Source organism: Cocleimonas flava, assembly GCF_004339015.1.
Lineage (GTDB): Bacteria > Pseudomonadota > Gammaproteobacteria > Thiotrichales > Thiotrichaceae > Cocleimonas > Cocleimonas flava.
This window is the reverse complement of the sequence record NZ_SMFQ01000005.1, coordinates 407912-432418: the sequence shown is the minus strand read 5'-3', so window position 1 is coordinate 432418 and position 24507 is coordinate 407912. Positions and strand designations below refer to the sequence as shown.

Genomic DNA, 24507 nt, shown 5'->3' with positions numbered 1-24507 from the left:
TAAATTTAATGACAAATAAAAATCACTGAGGTTCACGATTTTTCAAAAAAGTGCTCAAAAGTAGGGGGGTGACTTTTCGTTTAAAGAGCAAAGAATTGATAGAATTTCGTTTACGTCAAAAATGAGAAATGGCCCTAAAAAGGACCATTTTTAAATCTGTTTGTATTGTTAGCAGTGTTAAATCATAAATTAATGATAAACGGGAGATTCTTCTCCAAGTGCCACGTCATCCATCCAGATATATTCAGCTTCAGTGTCTGGTTGGTTGAGTAATAACATTAAAATCACCCACTTAAGGCGATTAATATCAAATTCCTTATCGCCTAACGTTAAAATGCGGTCAACCGTGCGTTCAAACATCTCAGAACTTAGAACACCTGTTTGACGAAGAGAGAACATATAGTTCTGACATTCCTGGTCTAGCCATCGCGCTTCATACTTTGAAAATTGACGGATTGATTGTGACTTTGGTTCTGAGATATAAATTTTGTCGTCATCTGCAAGGCTTTCTAGCCAATCAAATGCTTTAGTGATTCTGGTTTTGGGGAAACCAGCATCTTTTAATTCACCATGAAGTACTTCTCTATTTTGTGCGACATCTTCAGCCTCAGCAAAGTTATCAAAAAGGTAAAAAAGTACATCCAATGTATTTTCTTTCATGTGTTTCGGGGTCTCTAATTTGCTGTGAGTAAACACTTCTTTACGGGGCGAGAAGTCGTTTTCTACATTATCTTGTTGATTGTTACAAGATCTTAATATGCGAGGAATTTTATAGTAAATGAATGTGAATGTCACCTGAACATGTCTGATTGACATGGTTAAACTGACAGCTGGTTGTTGTTATAGCTTGATCTAAGCTTCTAAGACGATTCATCCATTATTTAAGGCGGGTGTAGGTTCCGCCGCCATTTGATGCAATCTGGTTTTGTAATTCCAGCATTAATAGAGATGCTGATAGTGAGGCCGTATCGATTCCTGTTCTGACCACTAATTGGTCAATCGAGATAGGGTCGAAGCCCATTTCTTTCAAAATGATTTGTTGGTCATCGTCAGTATGAGTATTTTGATTCGAATCAATGGCTTGGTTTTCTTTGTTGGGTTTACTACTTGCTGAATCTGCTTCGAACGCTTCTTTATTATTGGTAGATTTTTCATTAGCACTACTGCTTGAAATCTGTTGATCGCTTAACAGTGAGTTGAGGTCAATGGCACTCGCCATTTCTTCCATAATATCTTGAGCAGTTTCTACTAGTTTTGCACCTTGTCTGATAAGTTTATGGCAGCCGCGTGCAAGGGGGTTGTGAATGGATCCGGGAATGGCAAATACTTCCCGATTTTGCTCCATTGCCAGGCGGGCAGTAATCAATGAACCACTTTGTTGGGCTGCTTCAACCACAAGCGTGCCATAACTTAACCCGCTTATAATACGGTTTCGACGTGGGAAGTTGCTGGATTTAGGTTGTGTGCCGATAGGGAATTCGGTCACGATTGCTCCGTGATCCGCAATTTTGTGTGCCATTTCTCGATGTTTGGCTGGGTAGACTCTATCAATGCCGGTAGCGATAACGGCTATGGTGGGTGCTTCTACTTCTAACGCACCAGTATGCGCAGAGCCATCAACGCCCATTGCTAATCCGCTTGTAATACAAAAGCCGGTTTGACCGAGGTGTTTAGCGAACTCATAAGCGTTGTTTGTCCCGCCTTGAGTAGGGTTACGGCTTCCTACGATAGCTATTTGTGGGTCTTTTAGTAATGACAGTTGTCCATGAACGTATAACAACGGCGGTGGGTCACTAATGCGTTTTAATAACTCGGGGTATTCTTCGCATTGAATGGTAATGATGTGGTGATCATCAGCTTCATTTAACCACTCGATATCTGGAGCAACCGTTTCTTGGTCTTTTTTAGCATCAAGAATGGCATGCGCTAACTTTTCTGAGATGCCAGCCTGAGTAAGAGTGGACATATTAGATGAAAACACAGAATCGGGATCGACAATATTGCTTAAAAGCTTTTGGAAGCTTTTAGAGCCGACTCCAGATACGCGCCATAACGCTATCCAGGATTGTAATTCATCTTCTGTTTTCATCAGTTTTCGAGAGTGACCAAGATTGTTGAGGCATTAAAAAGGGCCCAGTATAAATCATACATGGGCCCAAATAATGTTTAAATTTAAGAGCTAAGAATTATGGGTTACCCACTTTGTATCCATTCTTAATCTCATGCGTTCCCTGAGTGATTACAGCGTAGCTAATATCATTGAGCACATTATACACAATAGCTGTTGCAGATCGCGATGGTGGTATTCCGACTTTCGCGGCTTTTACAGGCTCGTAAAATTTCTTGTCTGATTTAAACGCGATAGGATCATCAACCATTTTGCCTGGCGAATAAATCCCAAGTGTATAACCTTCTTTAATGCCGTTTCTGGCACCTTTGTTGATGGTGATAACTTGTGTTTGACCCGTAATCATTTCTGCATCGAATAAAGAAATAATGCTTCCGCGAACCTTGTGCGTAGGAATAATGATCGGTTTGTTCAGTGTATGTGTATGATCTTCTATGTACATAAGACGGTCACCACGTCTGATTTCACGTGTTGATTGTACGACTTCTGCGGTTGCTACTTCGGTGTTCATGGCGAGTTTTCCAACGTTTAGGAAGCCTGTGTAAACCACTTCACGTCCATACTCTCTGTTGGTTTCAGGGTCAGAAATTATGTTGCCAACATTGAAAATTGCATACTCACCGCCAGCTTTTCTGTCTCTCAGGTTCTTAACGTAAACCGTTTGGCCTTCTTCGATTAACAAGTTCGCATCACGCGCGTCAACAATATAAGGCGCATTTTTAATAGTGTCTTCATCAACGACTTTCGGCCACACTAAAAATGGCGCCAGTGTTGATATTGGCTCGCCTCCACCTTTACGTTCTATACGCATTTGTGGAATGAGTTTTTCGACGACAGAACCGTCGGACATTTTTACATTTCTATTGCCTTGGTAAATGAATAGAACATCACCAGGGTAGATTAGATGAGGGTTTCGAACCTTTTGGTTTTTATCCCAAACCTCAGGCCAATAAGCCGGGTTTTGTAGGAATTTATTTGAAATTCCCCATAAAGTGTCACCTTTTTTAACCACGTAACGCTTTGGCGCATTGTGTTTAAACTTGGCTTTGGTGATTACTCGTGCGATTTTAGGGCTATAAGCCGAGCTGTTCGACTTAGCGATCGGCATTCCATAATAATTATCGTAAGGATCATGTGCATGTGAAGATGTCACAGGTTTTGCCTGAGATGCACCTTGGTAGCCATCTAAACCACTACAACCACTTAGTAAAGATAGAGAGAGTGCAGATACCGATAACGTTAACACTGGAAGACGCGTTAAATTTAGGAAATTAAAAGACATGAAAACCCTCTTATTTTTATTGTTTATTATTTTGGTGTCTATATGTTGTTATAAAACTATGAATTAATAATATCGTACCTCATGTATCTCATGCACTGTTTTCAGACTTACGGTATTATTAGAAAATAATTGAGATTGGACTATTTTATGGCTATTTTAGATATTTTGCGTTTTCCGGATAAGCGTTTACGCACCAAAGCAGTACCAGTGACAGAAGTGACTGATGGAATTCGAGCGTTTGTTGATGATATGTTTGAAACTATGTATGAAGCACCTGGTATCGGTCTGGCTGCAACACAGGTTAATGTACATCAACAAATTGTAGTAGTGGATGTTTCGGAAGAGAAGAACGAGCCACTTTGTCTGATAAACCCGGAAATTCTGCATGGCGAAGGCGAAGAGATTTGTGAAGAAGGTTGTCTATCTGTGCCTGAATACTACGCGGAAGTGAAACGATCAGAATCTATCACGGTTAAAGCATTAGATAGAGACGGTAAGGAGTTTGAATTAAACGCTGATGGTTTATTGGCAGTTTGCATTCAACATGAATTAGATCATCTAAAAGGTAAGTTATTTGTTGATTACTTGTCTCCTTTAAAGCAGCAACGATTACGTAAGAAATTCGAAAAGCTCGCTAAGCAAGCTGCCAGCGCTTAACAAATACCCCAAAAGAACGTTAAAGAGTAATAAACATTGAAAATCGTCTATGCAGGTACGCCTGATTTTGCAGTTCCTGCGCTTCAGTCTTTAATAAACTCTGGGCATAAGGTCGTTGCTGTCTATACTCAGCCAGATCGTCCCGCTGGTAGAGGCAGAAAAGTTCAATTCGGCCCTGTAAAGCAAGTGGCGGTTGATGCTGGAATACCTGTGGAGCAACCATTGTCTCTAAAGGATGAAGATGCGCAGCAAATACTCAGTGCTTATGATGCAGATGTAATGATCGTAGCAGCTTATGGTTTGATTTTGCCGCAGGCAGTATTAGATATGCCGCGCTATGGTTGTTTGAATATCCATGGTTCACTGTTGCCAAGATGGCGCGGTGCCGCGCCTATTCACCGCGCAATTGAAACCGGTGATACGGAAACGGGCGTCACTATCATGCAGATGGCTTTGGGGCTGGATACGGGCGATATGTTACTTAAGCGTACTTGTCCAATTACCGCAGAAGATACGAGCCAAACGATTCATGATCGCCTTTCCAGTGATGGTGCCGAAGCCTTACTAGAAGTTTTGGATCTGATCGAAAAAGATGAACTAGAACCTGTGATTCAAGATGATGCTTTAACGACTTATGCTGAAAAACTCAATAAAGCGGAAGCCGAGATAGATTGGAGTCAGTCAGCGAAAGATATTGACTTAAAGATACGGGCATTTAATCCATGGCCAGTAGCTTTTACTCTATTGAATGGTAAGCCTCTTCGTATCTATATGTCGAAAGTAGTGGATGAAAATAGCGACCAGAAGCCAGGCACAGTAATCTCTGAATCTTCAGAGGGCATTGTCATTGCAACAGGAGCTGGTGTTTTGTCATTCTCGCGTTTGCAGTTGCCAGGAAAAAAAGCGATGGATGTTAAGGATTTTATCAATGGCCAATCGCTAATGGGAAATGTATTTCCCTCATAATGCGCGCCACTATAAACAGATTAATAGATTCATCAGAGCATTCATCAAAAGATTCAATATTAAAAAAGTGCCTGAAAGTAGGGGGGTGTCATTACTTAATGATGAGTGCTCTAATGCTTGAAAAGCGTTTAATTCACGATAGTCACTCAATAAAAACACTCTAACTATGCAAAAAAATAACAATAAGCAGGCTGTTAACCCAAGAGTTGCTGCAGCCCGAATCCTTCAATCTGTTATTTATAACGGAGAATCCTTAAGCACTGCTCTGTCTGATAATGATAGCCCAATGGTTAGCGATCTTTGTTATGGAAGTCTGCGTTGGCACGAACCATTGTCTGCGCTTATCAGCATTCTTATGAGTAAATCCTTAAAGAAGAAAGATAAGGATGTAGAGTGTTTGATCCGTGTTGGTTTGTATCAAATTATTTATCAGAAAACTCCCGACCATGCGGCTGTTGGTGAAACCGTTAGTGCGCTCAAAGGTCTGAAGAAGCCTTGGGCTAAAAATTTGGTAAATGCCGTTTTAAGGAATTTCTTACGGGGGCAAGTGAAACTTCAAAAGGAAATGCTAGCTGAAGAACCAGCCAGGTATGCTTTTCCGCAATGGTTAATAGATCGTATTAGAAAAGCATGGCCAGATAATTGGGAAGAAATCTTAGAGCAGTCTAATTTACGTTCTCCAATGACGCTTAGGGTTAATCTGAATCATCAAACCCGAGATGCGTATTTGCAACAACTTAATGATGCTGAGATAGCTGCTGGGCCTTTGGAAGGCGTATCCACTGCAGTAAAGCTGACTAAGCCTCAAAATGTAAAAGACCTTCCCGGCTTCTCTGAAGGATCTTCATCAGTACAGGATGGCGCAGCGCAACTCGCAGGAATTTTGTTAGATTGCAAAGAAGGCATGCAAGTGCTTGATGCGTGCGCAGCACCCGGTGGCAAAACCGGTCATATTCTGGAATCTGCTGAAAATCTTAAAGTGATCGCTATTGATAATAGTGAAACACGCATGAAACGGGTCAGTGAAAACCTTGAGCGATTGAACCTAAAAGCTAATTTAGTCGTAGCAGATGCATTGGATACTGAGGCGTATGCCAAAGATATTCTGTTTGACCGGATTTTATTGGACGCGCCTTGTTCTGCCACAGGCGTTATTAGAAGGCACCCTGATATCAAGGTGTTACGTAGAAACAGCGATATTGCCGAGTTGCAAAAACTTCAGGCGGCAATGCTTCAAGCACTCTGGGAAAAACTAAAACCAGGTGGGCTATTTCTTTATGCGACTTGCTCAATTTTACCTGAAGAGAACGAAGATCAAATCCGCTCATTTTTAGACAATAATGCTAATGCCGAAATAGTTGCGATAGATTCTTCTGAGTCCTTGGGTAAGCAGATTTTCCCCGGGGATAATTCAATGGATGGCTTTTATTACGCCAAAATCCAGAAAACAAATAACAGCAATTAATTTAACGACCTCTCAGCCTTTCACCGTATAGCTTTACACCTATAATTTATATTTCTAGCTAACATTCATCGCTCAAATCACTTGTGCGCAATACATATATTATTTAGTATGAAATCATAATAATCAGTATTTTTTGCTGATTATTATGATTACCAAAAAAGGAATATGAACCATAAATGGCTCAAAGGATTGACCTTTTATGTGTCTTCTTAATCACTTTCTGAAGATTTTGGTGATGATAATTCTTCGGGAAAATATACATATTTCATGCCCTAAGGATAAATTTCCAAACCCCCAATTCAGTTATTGATTGAGCATATTTCTTTGCAAAACGTTTGCTCTTACTAACTTAATATTAAGGAGATTAATCATGGATCAGATTAGACAAAACGCAGTAAAAGAAATGATAGCAAGTGTCGGTGAAACTAAGTGGAACGAAAATATGGAGTTCCTTCAGGTTCTGATTTCATCTGTCAAAAATCATAAAATAAATCAACATCCAATTGTTTCTGCAATGAATGCTTGTGAATATTCATTGCAGGAAATGCAGACCATGCACATGGAATACCGTGCAATTGTGCATATATTTACCGATGCTTTGTTGATGGCTCAGTACCAATCTAAAAAAGTAGAAAATGTAATGAAGCCGGGTAGTAAAGCTTATGCGCGCTTTTTATTAACGCTAAATACTTTGGATGAATTTGGTTTTCATTACAAAATTGGCGAGCCTTGTTATTTTCAGGGTACACCTCAACGATCTCATTTGATTCTATTTGAAGAGTTGATGACAGATATGAGCATTAGCGATGAAGATAGACAGGAGTTTGTGCCTTCGCCAGTTACTCAAAAGTTAAAAGAATGCTTCCTGGCTGCGTATGATGATTATCCACTACTACTAACACTGCTAGCCATCGCAGAAGAAATTGTCATGATATTCAGTCCCGTAATGCGTTTGAACACTGGCGCATTAGGAATTCCTGTTCAGGAAGGCTATTACCAGGTGCATGGAGTTTCTGAAGATGAAGAAAATGATGCCTGTGATGATTTTCATCAAAATGATCTTTGGTTGATTTTGGCGCAAGGTGCTGGCGGTTATGATCAGTCTGATTTATTGCAGAACTCCCTAAATTTCATTGATCTATGGGAAGACTTCTGGTCTCAGGATTTTTCTAAAAATAAAATCAAGTCTATGCAAAAAATTGCGCCTCAAGAAAATCAGGTGGATCAGTCTTCGGATGTAGAAAGAGAGCTTGCTGTTGGTTGATAACTTTTATCATCATCGACTCATTCTCGCTTTTTAGCAGAGTATAGTCTCAAGGAGGGTGGGCTTAGGCTCGCCTTCTTTAATTAACGTCTATTTTAGGAGTACAGAAAAAGCCCTCAAAGTAGGGGGGTGCATTTATCTTTGATTTATAGCAGCAAGCTGATTACAACCAATATCTTTAGTGGTAAAATAGCAACATGTCTGGTTTTTCTAAAATATTCTTCCCCCTAATGATGGTTTTCTTGATGGCCTTCCCATCTCTAAATCTATCAGCTGGAGATATTGATTTTAAAGATTTTAGTATCAAAGGTACGCCAGAAAGATTCGAAGTTTCTACTCGCATTGAGTACAAATTAACCGACTATCTAAGCGAAGCCTTAAAAAATGGTGTGACATTAAATTCTCGTGTTCAATTCCTTTTGGGAGAACACAGTAGTTGGTGGTTTAACAAAGACGTGCCAATTTTAACTGTTAATTATCAGCTTAAATACCATGCCTTAAGCCGGCATTATGTATTATCAAGAAGTGATACCAATGAGCACTGGAATTTTTCGAGCCTTTCTGCCTCTCTTCGAAAATTAGGTGAATTAAAACACTTTGTTTTGCCTGATATCTCCGAGTCTTTAAATGATAAAGATGATGGAGAATTTTATATCTTTGCCATAGCTGATATGGTTCCTGCTACTTTACGCTTGCCGTTGCGTATCCAGTCACTATTTAGCGATCAATATAGTTTGACTAGCGAGGGCGTGTTATGGCCCCTTCCTTAAGAACATTCTTTTTTCAGATTTTTCCTGTTTTAGTTACGTTTTTATTATTAGTAACTTCATTTATCTTATTAAGTGTATCGACAAAGAATCCTGATCAATCCAGTGCAATTAATACCTGGTTAATACCGTTAAATATTGCTGTTCTGGTTATTTTATTGAGCCTGATTCTTTATAACGTTGTTAAAGCGTTGGTACATTTGCGCTCGAAGAAAGCAGGCTCTCGTTTTACGCTGCGTTTAATGTACGCTTTCTCGTTATTAACTATTTTGCCGGTATTGGTTGTTTCTTACTTCTCGATGAATTTTATCGGGGACAGGGTCGATAACTGGTTTAATGTTAAAATTGAAGGCGCCTTAGATGATTCACTGGAGCTTGCCCGAAGCTCGCTTGATGTCCGTATGAGGCAACACCTTTTTAATCTGGAAAGGGCAGCTACAGCACTTGCGAGAGTGGATAGATTGGATTATGGGTCATTCATAGACAGGCAGTTGATTGCCATGGGTGCCTACGAGATTGTTCTCTTTGGTAGCAATAAACGGGTGCTCGTTTACAGTGGTGACGAGATGAACTCCATACTGCCACATTTTCCAACTGACGATATCATCCGTAAACTGTCTAGCCGTGGTTATATGTATCAGTTAGAGCCAGTAGGCGAGGGCGGGCTTTTCTCGCGTGTTGCCTTAAGTATCTCACTCGGTGTTGGCAGAGAAACGTTTATTCTGACTGCTTTGTTTCCTTTTTCAGAAAAAGAAAGAATCTTGGCGGATAGTGTTCAAGATGCGTATAAGCAATATCAGGAAATCAGTTACCAGAAAGAGCTGATCAAGAAAGGCTTTAGAATAACGCTCTTGTTGATCATGTTATTGTCTGTTCTATTCTCAGTTTGGGCGGCATTTATTTATTCAATTCGGTTAACAAAACCCGTCAGAAACTTGCTGGAAGCAACCAATGCTGTAGCCTCCGGAGACTTGCAAAAAAAGCTGGATGTGGATGAGAAAGACGATTTCAATCTGCTGGCCAGATCATTTAACGTGATGACTACAAAACTATCCAGAGCACAACAGGAAAGTGCTGATAGTCAGCAGGAAGTTCAAAGGCAACATGATTATCTAAATGTTGTCTTAGGCAGCTTAACCTCGGGTGTTATTACACTTGATGAAGAGTTTATCATCAGAAGAATAAATCACACGGCGGAAGAGTTGTTGGATGCGCCTCTGGATAAATTTAAAGGTAAAAGCTTTAAAGCCTTGTGTAGCGTGGCAGAAGGATTATTACCCTTTTACGGCGCGATAATGCCTAAGTTAATGGAATCAGCCTCTAGTGATAATTCCAAAGATAAGGATTGGCAAACAGAAGTCACCTTAATGCTTGGAAACACTAAGCATACATTGGTTTGTAGAGGGGTGGTTTTACCCGAATTGATTGATGGCGCGCAAGGCTATGTTCTGGTGATTGATGACATCAGTGAAGTTGTACAGGCTGAGCATGATGCTGCCTGGGGTGAGGTTGCAAGAAGACTTGCTCATGAGATTAAAAACCCATTAACCCCAATCCGCCTCTCGGCAGAAAGGTTGCAACGTAGGCTTAAGCCATTGCTGGATGAGGAGTCTGCTGAATTACTTCAAAGAATGAGTAATACTATTGTGCATCAGGTTGATAGCATGAAGACAATGGTTGATGCATTTAGTGAATACGCAAGAATACCTGAGCTAAAATTAAAAGAGATCAATATCAATGGTTTGATACGAGAGGTTGTTGAACTTTACCGAATCAATCAATCAGATGCTGAAATCATACTAAATCTAGATGGCTCTCCTATACTTAATGTCGATGGTGATCGGATCAGGCAGCTTTTGGTGAATTTGATCAAAAACTCCTTGGATGCAATGCATGATTTCAGTGGGAATGGTGATTCCAAACTGATCATTACAAGTAAAGTAAAAGAATCAAAAGAAGGAAAAAAAGAGTTTATCCTTCAGATCGAAGATAATGGCCCCGGAATTACCAGTGAGTTACTGCCGCATTTGTTCGAACCATACAAAACTACGAAAACCAAAGGTGGCGGTTTAGGTTTAGCCATTGTAAAGCGTATAATAGAAGAGCATGAAGGCAGTGTATTAGCCAAAAATAATGAAAATGGAGGTGCGAGTTTTATAATGCACCTACCGTACCAAAAGGATAATTGATGACAGCACAATATATTCTAGTAGTGGATGATGAGCCAGATATCCGCCAGTTAGTAAGCGAAATACTGGAAGATGAAGGCTACGAAGTTGCAACAGCAGAAAATGCTGAAGAAGCAAAAGAACTAAGAAGAAAACGCAAGCCAGACTTGGTATTGCTTGATATCTGGATGCCGGGTCAAGATGGTATTTCTTTGCTCAAAGACTGGCAAAACAGTAGCACTCTTTCTTGCCCTGTCATTATGATGTCAGGTCATGGAACCATAGAAACTGCCGTTGAGGCAACGCGTTTGGGTGCGCATGACTTTATCGAAAAGCCATTATCTATCGCAAAGATGTTGTTGTGTATAGAAAATGCCTTGCGTTCAGATCAACTGGTACAAGAGAATAAAGAACTTAGAGATCAGATTAGTGCGCCTCAGTACCCGGTAGGCAGTAGCCCGCTAATGGTGAAACTAAGGGAGCAGGCAGACCGAATATCCAAGCATAATAGTCTCGTGCTGATATACGGTGAAGGTGGCGTCGGTAAAGAAGTATTCGCACGGTATATCCATTCTCAAAGTGAGAACAGTGGTCGACTCTTTCTGAAATCTACCGTATCTCTTATTCCGAAAGAAAATATGAGTGTCGAAATTTTCGGTTCTGAAATTGATGAAAAGATTAGTTATGGCTTACTTGATCAAGCTCAGGGCGGCACGCTATATCTTTCGGATATTGGTGGGCTGACAAAAGACGCTCAAAAGCGCTTATTAATTGCATTACGCCAAGGTTATTACACACGAGTAGGTGGTGATTCGCATATCCCGCTGAGTGTGAAACTTATATTCTCTTCCCAGCATGATTTGAGAGACGATGTAGAAGCAGAGAGTTTTGATAAAGAACTTTATCTTGAGATTAGTGTTGTTCCATTAATGATTCCGGAGCTTCGTGAGCATCCGGAAGATGTACCAGAGCTGTTAAATTACTATGTAGATCAGCAGATTGAACACGATGGATTACCTTATCGTCATTTTTCTGTTCCAGCACAAAACTTTTTAAGAAATTATAAATGGCTTGGAAATATTCGGGAATTAAGTAACCTGGTACAGCGATTGTTGATTTTAGGAACTGATTCTGAAATTACTCAGGAAGAAGTCGAAGAAGCCATTGGGACAGAAATTCCTGTATTTTCACAAGAGCTGAGTCAAAGTTCGGATAGTTTGTTTGAGTTGCCATTAAGGCAGGCAAGAGAGCAATTCGAACATGATTACCTGGATCACCAGTTAAAATTGGTCGAAGGGAATGTGAGTAAACTTGCTGAACTCGTGCAAATGGAACGCACTCATCTCTATCGTAAAATGCGTTCGCTGAAAATTGATCCCAAGAAGTATGGTAAATAACTTGAGTATCAAGGTGAGTCATCCATTGCAGGACATTAAACAATGAATATTGTTATCCTTGGTGCGGGTCAGGTTGGTAGTTCATTAGCGAGAAATCTGGCCAATGAAGATAATGATATTACTATTATCGATACCAATATTGCTGCATTACGTGAACTCAGAGAAAAACTTGATGTTCATACGCGTCATGGTCCAGCATCGCATCCTGATGTTCTAGAGCAAGCTAATGTTAACGATGCTGATATGTTAATTGCAGTCACGAATAGTGATGAAGTTAATATGATGGCTTGCCAGATTGCATACAGCTTATTCAGGACACCTACGCGTATTGCCCGAGTCAGAGCTTCCGGGTATTTGCAGCACCCAGAATTATTTACGCCAGAATTAATTCCTGTGGATGTTTTGATTAGTCCGGAGCAGTTAATTACTAACTATATCTTTCGTCTTATCTCTAATCCGGGCACTACTCAGGTTTTAGATTTTGCAGGTGGTCGAGTAAGGTTAGTGGCGGTAAAAGCCTACCATGAAGGCCCTATGGTGGGTCATGAAATCAATAAGTTGAGTGAACACCTTCCTGAAGTAAAGGTGAGAATCACCGCGATATTCCGAAATGGTAAAGCAATTAGTCCAACAGGAAATACCATCATCGAAGCGAATGATGAAATATTTGTTATAGCGAGTGCTCAGCATATTAGAGCTGTCGTCAGCGAATTGAGAAGTGTAGATAGACCTTATAAACGCATTATGATTGCTGGAGGCGGTAATGTTGGTAGAAGATTAGCTAACGCGCTGGAAGAAGGCAGATACAAAGTTAAAATTATTGAGAAAAACCCTGATAGTGCTAAAAAATTGGCAGAGACCTTGAATAAAACAATCGTACTTGAAGGCGATGCGGCGGACGAGTCTTTGCTCTTGGAAGAGAATATAGAAGATACCGATATTTTCTGCGCACTGACTAATGATGATGAGGCGAATATTTTGTCGGCAATGCTGGCTAAACGTCTGGGCGCGCGAAAAGTAATGTCTTTAGTGAATCGTACAGGATATGTCGATTTAGTTGAAAATGCGAATATCGATCATGCTGTTTCACCACAGCAGATCACCATTGGTGCATTGCTGACGCATATTCGAAGTGGTGATATTGTTTCTGTTCACTCATTAAGAAAAGGTGATGCGGAAGTGATCGAGGTAGTTGCTCACGGTGATGCTAAAAACTCCCGTGTTGTTGGTAGAAAACGCGCCGATCTAAAGTTGCCGCCTGGCACAACGGTAGGTGCCATTGTGCGTAAAGATGAAGTTATCATGCCGCACCATGACACCGTTATTGAAGAAGAAGACCATGTTATTTTATTCCTGGCTGATAAACGCTACATCAATGCCGTTGAAAAAATGTTTCAGGTTGGTTTAGGCCATATCTAGGCCCTAGTCTTATGCAACTGTTTATTATTCAGCGTATTTTAGGTTTGCTCATGGTGTTATTTAGTTTCACCATGCTTCCACCCGTTTTAGTTGGCTGGATATACAATGACCTATCAATAGCTCCCTTTATCAAAGGTTTTTTACTGGTTTTAATTGTAGGCGCAGTCCTTTGGTTTCCCGTTCGCCATAGAAAAAGAGAGCTGCGGCTACGTGAAGGGTTTCTAGTCGTCGTCTTGTTTTGGAGTGTTCTGGGTATTGCGGGTTCCGCCCCCTTAATATTCTCTCATGAATTACAGATTTCATTTGTCGATGCCGTCTTTGAATCCGTGTCAGCCTTAACGACGACGGGAGCTACCGTTATTGTTGGGCTTGATGATTTACCGAAATCGATATTATTCTACCGGCAACAGCTTCAATGGCTGGGTGGTATGGGTATCATCGTACTTGCTGTTGCCATACTTCCTATCCTCGGTATTGGTGGAATTCAGCTTTACCGTGCCGAGGCTCCTGGCCCAGTTAAAGATTCGAAGTTAACGCCAAGAATTAAGGGCACTGCAAAGCTTCTCTGGATCATTTACCTGACGTTTACGGTTACTTGTGCAGTGGCCTATTATATCGCGGGTATGGATGTCTTTGATGCGATCAGTCATAGCTTCTCTACCGTAGCAATTGGCGGTTTTTCTACTCATGACGCGAGTATGGGCTATTTTAATAGTCATGCGATAGAGCTTGTGGCAGTGGTGTTTATGTTGCTATCTGGCGCCAATTTCAGTTTGCACTTTATTGCATGGCGTTCACTCAGTCTTAAAGCCTATCAAAGGGATTCTGAATTTCGATTATATGGTTTACTGATTGTAATGCTTACCATTGTGTCCCTTGCGTATCTGTATTTCATGCATGTTTATGGCACTTTTTCGGAATCTTATTATCATGCAATGTTTCAGGTTGTTTCGATAGCCACGACAACAGGGTTTACCACGACAGATTATAGTCACTGGCCAGGGTTCCTACCTGTACTGTTAGTCTTGGCGAGTTTTGTTGGCGGTTGCGCTGGCTCAACCGGTGGTGGAATGAAAGTTATACGCGTGTTGCTATTGTTTAAACAAGGCTGGCGTGAAGTACTTCGACTGATTCATCCGAATGCACGAATAGCGATTAAGCTAAACAAAAAACCCGTAGATAGAACAGTTATTCAGGCTGTATGGGGGTTCTTCTCCGTTTACGTTGGTATTTTTCTTTTATTTATGATGATACTGATGGCTGCAGGGATGGATCAAGTCACTGCTTTTTCAGCTGTTGCCGCCACTTTAAATAACCTGGGTCCCGGGCTTGGAGAGGTGGCACAAAATTATCAAGAGGTGGGTGATTTCTCAAAGTGGTTATTGTGTTTATCGATGCTTATGGGGCGTTTAGAAATATTTACATTGCTTGTCGTCCTTACGCCCGCGTTCTGGAGGAAATAAATGTCAGTTAAGAAAGATAAATGGGATCAAGCATATCAACAGGCTGATTTTTCTTCGGCAAAAGTAGCAACCGTGCTTAGTGATAATGCCTATTTACTGCCGCTTTCTGGCGGAGATGCCTTGGATTTGGCGTGCGGTAGAGCAGGTAATGCACAATTTTTAGAGAAGATAGGTTTTGCTGTTGATGCTATCGATATTTCATCCGTGGTACTCGAGGGTTTAGCGCGTTATTCCTTAGATAATGATCTTAAGATAAAGACTATTCTTTGTGATGTAGAAACTAATGGGATGTCTGAAAAAAAGTACGATGTTATCGTGGTCAGTTATTTCCTGAATCGTGAGCTTTTCCCGCAGATAATAGATTCGTTAAAACCTGGTGGATTGTTATTCTATCAAACCTGGTCTCAACTAAAGGTGACTGATGCCGGTCCGGGAAATCCTGATTTTCGTTTGAAAGCAGGGGAGCTTTTAGCGCTTTGTGATTCTCTAAAAATCGTTTTATATAGAGAAAATGGAGTGTTAGGCAAAGCGGATGCTGGTTTAAGAAACGAAGCTTTGATTATTGCTCAAAAGCCTTAATGAATATCTCAATAATAGTTTAAGGCACCCCCCTACTTACGAGGTTTTTTTTATAATCGGCTTAATTTACTGGTTTACATACCATTCGTAAACTTGTCTGTTTCAGTTACGCCGCTGTCTCTCACTGTCTTTAATGCTTTGGAATACTCGTTTAGAATTCCTAAACTCCATTGAATTCTTTCGCGAAAATAGGCATCAGATTCAGAGTTATTTTTCTCTTCGTCATCATTAAGTACCGATTCAACGTTCCGAATAATCAGATGTTCCGGTAAATAGCAGATACGGTTATTTTTGTAGCTACTCATGCGTAACTCAGCAACTGGGTAAGAACCACCATCAACAGAAGACACAGCAACGATAAGTGCGGGTTTATGTGCTAACTGTTTTTTCCACATCAAAAAGAAGTTTTTCAGGGCGGCAGGAACTTGCCCATGATACTCGGGAGTAACAATGACAAAGCCATCGCTGTTTTCTAGCTCATCAGAGATTGGGTTTAGAATACGCTTCCATTCTTCATCTCCTTCCCAGATAGATTCATCCCATAGGGGAATGGGGTTTCCAGCGAGACTAAGTAAATAAGTCTCATCAGATAATGTAGACTCCAATAAAGTCTTTTCTATATGTTTACTCACTTTAATACTTTGTGAATTTTGACGATGGCTGCCACTGATAATAGATATTTTCATAGTTTAATTGGCTAAAATGGAAGTTTTAAAATGCGATAAGGATTAGAATCCTATAGGATGACAAAGTTAGTAATTTTAGGCAATGTTTCGGTGAAATATGAGCGTAATGAGTAAAGATAGAATCTGTATTATCGGTTTAGGTTATGTTGGTTTACCTCTTGGGGTTGCTTTCGCAGAAAAGTACGACGTTGTTGGGTTTGATATTATTCAGGAACGTATCGATGAATTAGCATTGAACCATGACAGAACTCTGGAAGTAGAAGATGAGTTGCTGGAAAGTGTAAAAGATAATATTCATTACACGACTGATATCGAAGAAATTAGAGAATGTAATATTTTCATTATTACCGTTCCCACACCAATCGATAAATCGAGTCGCCCAGATCTGTCGCCTTTAATAAAGTCATCAGAGACGGTGTCTAAAGTTTTAAAGAAAGATGATCTGGTTATCTACGAGTCTACGGTTTACCCGGGTGTCACAGAAGATGTTTGTGTGCCTGTGTTAGAAGAAGGGTCTGGATTGCGATTTAATCAAGACTTTTTCGTTGGTTATTCTCCCGAAAGAATTAACCCTGGTGATAAACATCACACCGTAAAAAATATTCTGAAAGTCACATCAGGTTCTACTCCGGAAATCGCAACAAAAGTTGATGAACTATATAAAACGATAATAACTGCAGGCACACATTTAGCATCTAGTATCAAAGTAGCAGAAGCCTCGAAAGTGATTGAAAATACACAACGAGATGTCAATATCGCATTGATTAACGAACTTGCATTAATTTTTGATCAAATGGGAATTGATACTAATGAAGTTATTGAGGCTGCAGCAACAAAATGGAATTTCATCAAACTCAGTCCGGGTTTGGTAGGGGGGCATTGTATTGGCGTCGACCCGTATTATTTAACCTTTAAAGCAGAAGAGTTAGGTTACAAGCCAAATTTGATTCTCTCTTCCAGGCAGATCAATAATGGAATGTCGAAATACATCGCTGAGAAAACTATTAAAAAAATGATCATGGCGGGCAAGACGATTAAGGGCTCAAAAGTGTTGATCATGGGCGTTACCTTTAAAGAAGATTGCCCGGATATGCGTAATTCTAAAGTTCTGGATATTTATAAAGAGCTTAAAGATTTTGGTGCCGATATAGATGTCTATGACCCATGGCCTGAAGAAAATGAAGCTAGGGATTATTACCTTGAGAGCGTGGTTGAAGATCCATTAGCATCCTCACAAAAGTACGATGCCATTATTGTGGCGGTAGGGCACTCACAATTTAAAGAATGGACTATGGAAGATTATGAGAAGGTTTCATCAGGAGCTCCTATCACCATCGATGTTAAAAATGTTATCCCGCAACCAACGTGGAGACTTTAGGTAAAAAGTCTCCACTCTGAATAAAACATATCCAGAAAAATGAATAACTTAGATGCAAAAAAAGACAGAGTCTTAAATGTCTGGATATTAACAGACGGCAGACCGGGTCACGCCAACCAATCAGAAGGGTTGGTGGAAGCTATATCAAAATACCGAGAAGTTTCAATAAGTAGACCTCCTTTACTGACTACCTTTCAAGCGCTGAAAATGTGGCTGTTCAACTGGTGTTTTAAAAATAAAAAAGAGGATGCTCCAGAGTTAATTGTTGGAGCAGGACATCAAACGCATTTGAGCTTGCTTGCTTATAGAAGGTGTTTTGGTGGAAAGGTCGTGGTGATGATGAGCCCAAGTCTGCCTTCTTTCTTTTTTGATTTATGTTTTATCCCAAGACACGATAACCCAGGCAACAGAAGTAATATCATTGAAACAGTAGGTGCGATTAATCGTGTCGTGCCAAATACAACGTCATCAGTGAAGAATACTGGTTTGATAATGCTTGGAGGGCCTTCTAAACATTATCAATGGAGCTCGAAAAAGCTTATAAAACAGATCCAGAATGTACTTACGAAACAGCCAGAAATTCAATGGGTGATTGCTGGTTCACGTAGAACGCCACAAGATACCTACGATGAAGTTAAAACAAATTTCCCTGAGTTGGTATTAATTGTTCCTGAAAATGTCTCTTCGGATTGGCTCCCACAAAAAATGCATGAAAGTGAACAGGTTTGGGTGACGGCTGACAGTATTTCAATGATATATGAAGCGCTCACATCAGGAGCTAAAGCAGGCGTAATTGAACTTGATTATGATAAGCCTTCCCGGATAACTAAAGAAATTGACCGATTGATCAGCGAAGGCGCGGTTGATTCTTTAAACACTCTAGATCGACCCCATACAGTAACTGAACTTTACGAGGCAGATCGCTGTGCAAAACTTTTATTAGAGAAGTTTGAGTTATAAATGACTAAACAATTAACGATATTGCAATTACTCCCTGACCTTGAAAGTGGGGGGGTGGAAAAGGGAACCCTAGAGGTTGCTAAAGCAATCGTTGATGCCGGACATAGGTCAATTGTAATGTCTGCAGGTGGTCGTTTAGTAAAAAGACTTGAGGAGGAGGGCAGCGAACACATATTTTGGGATTTAGGTAAAAAGTCACCTTTGACTTTTTTGCAGGGCACTAAGCTCCGAGCTTGGTTGCAGCAGAATAAAATCGATATTATTCATGCACGATCTAGAATGCCTGCTTGGGTTGCATGGTTAGCCTGGCGCAAAATGCCATCAAATAATCGACCGCACTTTATCACCACAATGCATGGTTTAAATTCAGTGAGTCGTTACAGTAAGATAATGACTTATGGTGAGAAAGTCATTGCCGTTTCAGATACGGTGAAATCTTATATTCTCGATAAATACCCTGAAACCAATGAAGATAAAATCATTACCATTGCACGCGGTATCGATATAAAAGAATTTCCATTTCACTATCAACCTGAAGCTGAATGGCTTGCTGCCTGGTATCAAGAGTATCCACAAACTCAGGGGAAATGGGTAATCACGCTGCCGGGTCGTTTGACGCGCTTGAAAGGTCACAATGACTTTCTGGATGTTCTGAATACATTGAAATCAGAAAATCTCAATGTGCATGGCTTGATCGTTGGTGGAGAAGATCCCAAAAGAAAGCAATATGCGCAAGAGCTGTATGCAAGAGTAAAGTCCGATGGGCTTGACGACTACGTTACCTTTGCCGGCTATCGATCAGACATGAAGGAAATATATGCTATCTCAAATGCTGTTTTGTCACTCTCAACGCAACCAGAGTCTTTTGGTCGCACAGCCGTTGAGGCGATTAGTTTGGGAACGCCAGTCATTGCCTATAATCATGGTGGTGTTGGTGAAACTATGGGGCAAGTTTATCCGGCTGGTCTGGTAGGTTTGAACGATACTGAAGAAACCGCAATACGATGTAAGCAATTATATAATGGTAACATTCAAGCTCCGCAAGGTGAGCTCGCTGTTTACAGTAAACAGGAAATGTTAGACAAGACTTTGGCTTTATATGACGCATTGAGTGAGAAAAATTAGTTTATGTCTATTTATATAGGACTGATTTTATTTCTCGTGTTATTAGGCGCATATTATTCGCATCGATATGCCTGGTGGAAAAAGGCAGTTCCATTTCAGTATCCCAGAATACTGATGTATCACATGATTAGTGATCCAATAACAGGGGCAAAATTCAATTCTTTACGAGTTTCACCTGAAATGTTTGAAAAGCAGCTTCGATACCTGGCTGATAATGATTGGCAGTTTTTTACGATGTCTGAGTTATTATCAAATAAGGATCAGTTGCCTGAAAAAAGTATCGCTATAACCTTCGATGATGGTTATCAAGATAACATTAGCAATGCTCTGCCATTGCTAAAGAAATATAAAGCGAAAGCGACCATTTATTTAGTTATCGATAGGCACAATAGAGAGTGGTCAAGCAAACGTAAAAAAAAGAATAATTCAGGAGAGTTAATGGCTGAGCCTAAGCTTTCAGACGAACAGGTAAAAGAGTTATTAGAATCTGGCTTGGTTGAAATAGGTTCGCATACTGTTACTCATGATAATTTGCCGACGCTTTCAGAAGAACAGAAGCATGATGAAATAGTAGGTTCTAAGAAAAAAATAGAAGATCTTTTCGATATTAAGTGCCATTCATTTTGCTACCCTTTTGGCTTGTTTGATCAAGCTGATTTAGCCTTAGTCGAATCAGCAGGGTATACAAATGCGACGACTGTTGAAACGGGGATTTCTAATTTTAAAGAAACGAATCCCTATCTTTTAAAACGAGTAACGGTAAGTGGAAAAGATAACTTTTATGCATTCAAGCTAAAGATAAAAACAGGTCGACGCGGCATTAAGAAATAAAAAAACTGTCGAATCTTTTAGAAAAAATGTAAATCTAGAACGTTTAAAAGACTTTTTGAGATAATGTTCGATTGATAGTTTAGGTTATTCTTCAGTGCGAGGGTCTGGCAAATTGATGAAAATCGTTTGTAACAGCACACAAAGTTCAGGTTGTTGCTGTAGGCGTTGCAGCTTTGAGTAAACGAAGTGAAGATCGGCGTTTCTTGTCGCTTCCGGTACATGCTCCCCGAGCAGTTCTATTAATTTATTCGGATCTTCAAGTAATACTTTTCCTCCACGTCTAGGCTTCAGGCAATCGTCAATCAGCCGCAAATAGTCAAACGCCATTTGTTGCTCCTGATTAACCCATTCCACGGGGCCAAATTCAAAATCAATGACTGCCAGTTTCTCACTATTTGGGTCTATGAGTATGTTGCCAAGGTTAAGATCCAGATGAATCACTCCTAGACTATGCATTGTTGAAATAAGAGGAAAAACGTTACTTAGCACCTTCCATAATTCCGCTCGGTTTTTTGTTAAATATCCGGAAAGTCTTTCCCAGGGTAACCAACTACACGCAATCGCGTGTTCAGATCGCCAAAGCGGTTCAGGAGAAAGTCCACCAGGTGCAAGTTGTACGTAGGCATCCCATTCTCTGTTTAAACGGTCAACGGGACCAAGCGGGATACCAGGGTCAAGAGAGCCAATTGGGTCATTTATTATTTTGTGCTCGCTATTTATTCTAACTACTGCAAATCTGCTTCCATTTTTGGATGCATAGTAAATCTCATCGTAACCTCCCTTTGCTGCAGCTGGGCTTAACTTTATTTTTTGCCCTTCGCGTCGTTCAAGTGCGGCTTCAACTTCAATGCGTCGGCTGGCATTTTTCTTTAGTTCTTTGTGACGCTTTAGCCAGCGCATTGGTGATTTCATGACAAATTTGCTCTCAATTAATTAGGTCTTATTCGCGACTTTGCCAATGACAACCAGCTCGCTAAAACCCACATTGTTGATTTTAACTTTGTCTGGGAAATTATCAGTGGGTTGCCCGTCGAGTACCATCTTGTTCGCAAGTTGGTACTGATCGTCATATCGATCTGATGAAAAGCATTCAGTCTTACCAAATACATTGTCAATTTTGTCTATTAGATCAATGCCTATTTCGCGGGAACGCTCGTTAATCATTTTGCCAAATTCTACGGTCTCGTCATGCTTGTATATTTCTGCTATGACAGCCAAACCTCCTGGTTTTAGGACGCGATGAATCTCAGAAAGGCTGGCATCCAGATCGGGGGGGACAGTGAGTACTCTGGAAATTACTACGCAGTCGTAGGAGTTGTCACTAAAGGACATGTCCTGGACGTCTTCATTAAAATCTACGTCCTTTTTTAACAAGTCGGCTGTGTGATACGTCTCAAATTTTTCTGCGACCATATCTTTTAAACATTCTTCAGGGGCGATATGCAATACGCTTTTACCCTGTTTTTCAGTCGTATTAAATACTTCATTGAGTACAAGGAACATCATACGGTGACGTTCGTTGGAGGCACATTTAGGGCATTTACTATCGGTTCGAATCAGATCGGGTGTTTTGCTAATGCGTTTATCTTTAAAGGGCCCTTGGTATCCACAGATCGGGCAAAGATAAGTCTTTCCTGTTTGTTTAAATAGTTTGAAAAAAAAGGGTCTGATGATTCCTTTTAGCTTTTCTGTGCGGGCATTTCTCATTAAGCGTGCCTGTATCTCGAAATATAGTTGATGATTTGTTAGAGCCTGTTTTTTCTGCTCTGTATTAATCTCGGTGTCTAAGTATACCTTGATCCCAGGTGCTGTTTTTCCGCATTTCTTCGGTAACGCCACCTTGCTTTGCGAATTTCTCAAATCTCGGCCATGCTTCTTCGATACGTCGCTTTACTTTGGCTCTTCCCAGAGTTTTTGACCAGCGCGCAAGAGGTATAAATGCGGGGTCTCCCAAACCGTCTATGATATACATGGTTGGGACACCATCTTTATCAAAGCTTACGACGATGTTATGGTCAAGGAGTTTTCTGGAAAGTACGATATGCTCATGCAGGAAATCACCAAGCTTATCGTATGCAGTTCGTAAATCTGCAAGGTCAAAACCATCGGTAATTAGCTGACGAATGCTTCTTGCAATTTGACCGTCTTCATCTCGGATTAGGTCTAAAACAAGACCAGGTCCCAAGTCAGTTTCATGCATGCCATAACATCTCGGTAAGTGGTCGGTCATCTCCTCTCCGATTTGATCGTATAGCTCATTCAAAACTTCCATTTCATGGCGATTATTGTCGTATTCGCGGTGAAAGCTGGCAGGAATGATTCTTTTCTTTTTTAAGCGCACCGTTCTATCATCGTCTTGTCTGAGTATCTTGACGCACTTACTGGGATCATTGGGATGGGTAAAACAAAGTCGCCTGCCGCCTGCGCCAAATGCCGACTTATCTTTAAGTTGTAGGACTTCGCTGGAGCTCATAGGGTGGCAATCCTGTAAATGTGAATACGGTGATTAATGTGATGTGGAATTATAACTCACTCTGCAGTCTTGTTATAACCGATTTAACTGGAATCACAGCTTGTTCAGTATGGTTGTGAGCGCTTCCACAGAATCTTCAAGTGAACAATCATTGTTAAATGCCAGGTAGTCTGTGGGTGATCGCAGGGAATGGCAGTTAAACATGTCCTGATTGTAGTGCAGGATTCCTTGTTCTGTCATTTCAGGTTTTCTGTCTGATATATTTTGAGGATTAACAATACAATGAATGATAGGGATTCTTTTGCCAAAGACATTGGATAAAAATCTGAATCTGGAAAATCGTGGTGTATCTGTTTTTCTGTCTAGATACAAAAAATCCATAATTGTTCTATCTACTAGCATTAGGCCTTTATTTTTCTGTCTCCAGTATTTTATGCGGATACCTAGACTGGCTCTTAGATAAACCCATGGCGCTAGTTTTTCATCGAAAGTCTCTCTCGATTGAAACAGTAAAGGTCTAATTAAAATGACCATCAGTTTATGGATATAAGATTTTCTATACAGATGTTTACCAGTAAATACACGAGATACATTATCTACTGATTCTAGTAAATGGTTCGCCAGCGTTGTTTTACCTGCACCATCACTGCCCATGATAGATATCATTCGGGTTTGTCTGGGAGCTGCCAGCCAGCTTTCTTTGATTACAGAACCTAATCGCTTGGCTGTGTGTGTAAAAGTGCTGGGGGTTTGCAGTTGACATCGTTGATTAATGTATTTCAGCGTCAGTTCTTCGAGCGTTTGTGAAATTGCCTGGGAATTTAATATTTCCGAGATTATATCTGCGATTTCTTTGTCACAGTTCTGGCTGTATTCGTTCAACCTGCTTATGGTTGATTGATTGTCGATACTGCGTTTTTTACATAGCAGATGTTGAATGTAAATACATGCTTCAAGATTAGCAGGAAATCTGGCAATGGCAGATTGTGGCGTTTCGGTTGCATCTTTTGCACCGAGATAAGTGAGACAGCTTCGCTTGTTATCAAATTGCCAAAGCTCTAACCAAAGATCGAATATGACGCAATCCTCACCATCTGTTGAATACAGTATGAGTTGTACTTTTCGATTTTTCCGAGACATAACCCGGGCGTGGCATTTGCGCTCACGTACCCATTTATAAACAGCGTTTAGTAAAAGCTCAACAGACTCGTTGGAAATAAGAAGGTCAATATCACCCTGATTGAATTCAGTGTCAGATAGTTGCTCACCTCGTAATTGGATGAGGTTCCATGGACCATTTTCTATCTGTTTAAGGCACCACCTCAAATTGTCACTTGGTATATTGTTGGTGATATCTTTCATGGATTGTCTGTTCACTTCCTGTGTCGGTGGTTAAGATGAGTGCTTAGTTTTGGAGAAAGCAATCATCTTGAGTCTATTCTAATTTATTTTAGTAGTCAGACCAAAGAGTTGATGGTGTGGAGTGAATACTTAGATGC

22 protein-coding genes are annotated in these 24507 nt (G+C 40.5%); 14 read left to right on the top strand and 8 right to left on the bottom strand.

What is annotated here, in order from left to right; genetic code table 11:
• Nucleotides 1-189: 189 nt before the first annotated feature.
• The 3 genes from EV695_RS18505 to EV695_RS18495 form a co-directional block, all read right to left on the bottom strand.
• A complete protein-coding gene (locus tag EV695_RS18505; protein ID WP_131907496.1) occupies nucleotides 190-816 on the bottom strand; it encodes a Smg family protein in 627 nt (208 codons plus the stop codon).
• Nucleotides 817-877: 61 nt separating this feature from the next.
• Complete coding sequence (dprA, locus tag EV695_RS18500; RefSeq protein ID WP_131907495.1) at nucleotides 878-2089, bottom strand: DNA-processing protein DprA; 1212 nt, start codon at nucleotides 2087-2089, stop codon at nucleotides 878-880.
• A 97-nt stretch (nucleotides 2090-2186) separates the two neighbouring features.
• The gene (locus EV695_RS18495) at nucleotides 2187-3410 is read right to left on the bottom strand and encodes a LysM peptidoglycan-binding domain-containing protein (protein ID WP_131907494.1); all 1224 of its coding nucleotides are present in this window, start codon (nucleotides 3408-3410) and stop codon (nucleotides 2187-2189) included.
• A gap of 147 nt (nucleotides 3411-3557) precedes the next feature.
• On the opposite strand from EV695_RS18495, the gene def reads away from it, so the two are divergent.
• The 10 genes from def (at nucleotide 3558) to EV695_RS18445 (ending at nucleotide 15555) form a co-directional block, all read left to right on the top strand.
• Nucleotides 3558-4067: a peptide deformylase gene (def, locus tag EV695_RS18490; RefSeq protein WP_131907493.1), complete on the top strand. Its 510-nt coding sequence runs from the start codon at nucleotides 3558-3560 to the stop codon at nucleotides 4065-4067.
• Between the two features lie 36 nt (nucleotides 4068-4103).
• A complete protein-coding gene (gene fmt / locus EV695_RS18485) occupies nucleotides 4104-5033 on the top strand; it encodes a methionyl-tRNA formyltransferase (protein WP_131907492.1) in 930 nt (309 codons plus the stop codon).
• Nucleotides 5034-5199: 166 nt separating this feature from the next.
• Nucleotides 5200-6498: a 16S rRNA (cytosine(967)-C(5))-methyltransferase RsmB gene (gene rsmB, locus EV695_RS18480; protein ID WP_131907491.1), complete on the top strand. Its 1299-nt coding sequence runs from the start codon at nucleotides 5200-5202 to the stop codon at nucleotides 6496-6498.
• A gap of 370 nt (nucleotides 6499-6868) precedes the next feature.
• Nucleotides 6869-7762: a hypothetical protein gene (locus EV695_RS18475; protein ID WP_131907490.1), complete on the top strand. Its 894-nt coding sequence runs from the start codon at nucleotides 6869-6871 to the stop codon at nucleotides 7760-7762.
• A gap of 197 nt (nucleotides 7763-7959) precedes the next feature.
• Nucleotides 7960-8532, top strand: a complete 573-nt coding sequence (locus tag EV695_RS18470) for a DUF4390 domain-containing protein (protein WP_131907489.1) — start codon at nucleotides 7960-7962, stop codon at nucleotides 8530-8532.
• Entirely contained in the window at nucleotides 8517-10718 is a 2202-nt protein-coding gene (locus EV695_RS18465) for a sensor histidine kinase (protein WP_131907488.1), read from the top strand. The genes EV695_RS18470 and EV695_RS18465 overlap by 16 nt, the downstream gene beginning before the upstream one ends.
• Nucleotides 10718-12094 (top strand): sigma-54-dependent transcriptional regulator, encoded by a 1377-nt coding sequence (locus tag EV695_RS18460; protein ID WP_131907487.1) that lies wholly within the window; start codon nucleotides 10718-10720, stop codon nucleotides 12092-12094. Before EV695_RS18465 ends, EV695_RS18460 begins: the two co-directional genes overlap by 1 nt.
• Before the next feature lie 42 nt (nucleotides 12095-12136).
• On the top strand, nucleotides 12137-13513 hold the full coding sequence (gene trkA / locus EV695_RS18455) for a Trk system potassium transporter TrkA (RefSeq protein ID WP_131907486.1): 1377 nt from the start codon (nucleotides 12137-12139) through the stop codon (nucleotides 13511-13513).
• Between the two features lie 11 nt (nucleotides 13514-13524).
• Entirely contained in the window at nucleotides 13525-14976 is a 1452-nt protein-coding gene (locus EV695_RS18450) for a TrkH family potassium uptake protein (protein WP_131907485.1), read from the top strand.
• Complete coding sequence (locus EV695_RS18445) at nucleotides 14977-15555, top strand: methyltransferase domain-containing protein (RefSeq protein WP_131907484.1); 579 nt, start codon at nucleotides 14977-14979, stop codon at nucleotides 15553-15555.
• Between the two features lie 74 nt (nucleotides 15556-15629).
• Here the strand turns inward: EV695_RS18445 and EV695_RS18440 are convergent, their stop codons facing one another.
• The gene (locus EV695_RS18440) at nucleotides 15630-16241 is read right to left on the bottom strand and encodes an NADPH-dependent FMN reductase (protein ID WP_131907483.1); all 612 of its coding nucleotides are present in this window, start codon (nucleotides 16239-16241) and stop codon (nucleotides 15630-15632) included.
• Between the two features lie 106 nt (nucleotides 16242-16347).
• Between EV695_RS18440 and EV695_RS18435 the strand changes: the two genes are divergently transcribed.
• The 4 genes from EV695_RS18435 to EV695_RS18420 are packed head-to-tail and all read left to right on the top strand — an operon-like array spanning nucleotide 16348 to nucleotide 20535.
• Complete coding sequence (locus EV695_RS18435) at nucleotides 16348-17619, top strand: nucleotide sugar dehydrogenase (RefSeq protein ID WP_131907482.1); 1272 nt, start codon at nucleotides 16348-16350, stop codon at nucleotides 17617-17619.
• A 39-nt stretch (nucleotides 17620-17658) separates the two neighbouring features.
• On the top strand, nucleotides 17659-18579 hold the full coding sequence (locus EV695_RS18430; protein WP_131907481.1) for a mitochondrial fission ELM1 family protein: 921 nt from the start codon (nucleotides 17659-17661) through the stop codon (nucleotides 18577-18579).
• Nucleotides 18580-19704 carry a glycosyltransferase family 4 protein gene (locus EV695_RS18425; RefSeq protein WP_131907480.1) on the top strand — a complete coding sequence of 375 codons (1125 nt, stop codon included), beginning with the start codon at nucleotides 18580-18582 and terminating at the stop codon, nucleotides 19702-19704.
• 3 nt (nucleotides 19705-19707) lie between these two features.
• Nucleotides 19708-20535 carry a polysaccharide deacetylase family protein gene (locus tag EV695_RS18420; protein WP_131907479.1) on the top strand — a complete coding sequence of 276 codons (828 nt, stop codon included), beginning with the start codon at nucleotides 19708-19710 and terminating at the stop codon, nucleotides 20533-20535.
• Between the two features lie 84 nt (nucleotides 20536-20619).
• Here the strand turns inward: EV695_RS18420 and EV695_RS18415 are convergent, their stop codons facing one another.
• The 4 genes from EV695_RS18415 to EV695_RS18400 form a co-directional block, all read right to left on the bottom strand.
• Nucleotides 20620-21447: a phosphotransferase gene (locus EV695_RS18415; protein WP_131907478.1), complete on the bottom strand. Its 828-nt coding sequence runs from the start codon at nucleotides 21445-21447 to the stop codon at nucleotides 20620-20622.
• 21 nt (nucleotides 21448-21468) lie between these two features.
• Nucleotides 21469-22242 (bottom strand): class I SAM-dependent methyltransferase, encoded by a 774-nt coding sequence (locus EV695_RS18410; protein WP_131907477.1) that lies wholly within the window; start codon nucleotides 22240-22242, stop codon nucleotides 21469-21471.
• 64 nt (nucleotides 22243-22306) lie between these two features.
• Nucleotides 22307-23008: a YrbL family protein gene (locus EV695_RS18405; protein WP_131907476.1), complete on the bottom strand. Its 702-nt coding sequence runs from the start codon at nucleotides 23006-23008 to the stop codon at nucleotides 22307-22309.
• A gap of 93 nt (nucleotides 23009-23101) precedes the next feature.
• The gene (locus EV695_RS18400; protein WP_131907475.1) at nucleotides 23102-24370 is read right to left on the bottom strand and encodes a nucleoside/nucleotide kinase family protein; all 1269 of its coding nucleotides are present in this window, start codon (nucleotides 24368-24370) and stop codon (nucleotides 23102-23104) included.
• Between the last annotated feature and the right edge of the window lie 137 nt (nucleotides 24371-24507).

Coding starts and splice junctions, on each gene's coding strand:
- EV695_RS18505 (WP_131907496.1), bottom strand. CDS start 816: ATGTCAATCAGACATGTTCAGGTGACATTCACATTCATTTACTATAAA.
- dprA (WP_131907495.1), bottom strand. CDS start 2,089: ATGAAAACAGAAGATGAATTACAATCCTGGATAGCGTTATGGCGCGTA.
- EV695_RS18495 (WP_131907494.1), bottom strand. CDS start 3,410: ATGTCTTTTAATTTCCTAAATTTAACGCGTCTTCCAGTGTTAACGTTA.
- def (WP_131907493.1), top strand. CDS start 3,558: ATGGCTATTTTAGATATTTTGCGTTTTCCGGATAAGCGTTTACGCACC.
- rsmB (WP_131907491.1), top strand. CDS start 5,200: ATGCAAAAAAATAACAATAAGCAGGCTGTTAACCCAAGAGTTGCTGCA.
- EV695_RS18475 (WP_131907490.1), top strand. CDS start 6,869: ATGGATCAGATTAGACAAAACGCAGTAAAAGAAATGATAGCAAGTGTC.
- EV695_RS18470 (WP_131907489.1), top strand. CDS start 7,960: ATGTCTGGTTTTTCTAAAATATTCTTCCCCCTAATGATGGTTTTCTTG.
- EV695_RS18465 (WP_131907488.1), top strand. CDS start 8,517: ATGGCCCCTTCCTTAAGAACATTCTTTTTTCAGATTTTTCCTGTTTTA.
- EV695_RS18460 (WP_131907487.1), top strand. CDS start 10,718: ATGACAGCACAATATATTCTAGTAGTGGATGATGAGCCAGATATCCGC.
- trkA (WP_131907486.1), top strand. CDS start 12,137: ATGAATATTGTTATCCTTGGTGCGGGTCAGGTTGGTAGTTCATTAGCG.
- EV695_RS18450 (WP_131907485.1), top strand. CDS start 13,525: ATGCAACTGTTTATTATTCAGCGTATTTTAGGTTTGCTCATGGTGTTA.
- EV695_RS18445 (WP_131907484.1), top strand. CDS start 14,977: ATGTCAGTTAAGAAAGATAAATGGGATCAAGCATATCAACAGGCTGAT.
- EV695_RS18440 (WP_131907483.1), bottom strand. CDS start 16,241: ATGAAAATATCTATTATCAGTGGCAGCCATCGTCAAAATTCACAAAGT.
- EV695_RS18435 (WP_131907482.1), top strand. CDS start 16,348: ATGAGTAAAGATAGAATCTGTATTATCGGTTTAGGTTATGTTGGTTTA.
- EV695_RS18430 (WP_131907481.1), top strand. CDS start 17,659: ATGAATAACTTAGATGCAAAAAAAGACAGAGTCTTAAATGTCTGGATA.
- EV695_RS18425 (WP_131907480.1), top strand. CDS start 18,580: ATGACTAAACAATTAACGATATTGCAATTACTCCCTGACCTTGAAAGT.
- EV695_RS18420 (WP_131907479.1), top strand. CDS start 19,708: ATGTCTATTTATATAGGACTGATTTTATTTCTCGTGTTATTAGGCGCA.
- EV695_RS18415 (WP_131907478.1), bottom strand. CDS start 21,447: ATGAAATCACCAATGCGCTGGCTAAAGCGTCACAAAGAACTAAAGAAA.
- EV695_RS18410 (WP_131907477.1), bottom strand. CDS start 22,242: ATGAGAAATGCCCGCACAGAAAAGCTAAAAGGAATCATCAGACCCTTT.
- EV695_RS18405 (WP_131907476.1), bottom strand. CDS start 23,008: ATGAGCTCCAGCGAAGTCCTACAACTTAAAGATAAGTCGGCATTTGGC.
- EV695_RS18400 (WP_131907475.1), bottom strand. CDS start 24,370: ATGAAAGATATCACCAACAATATACCAAGTGACAATTTGAGGTGGTGC.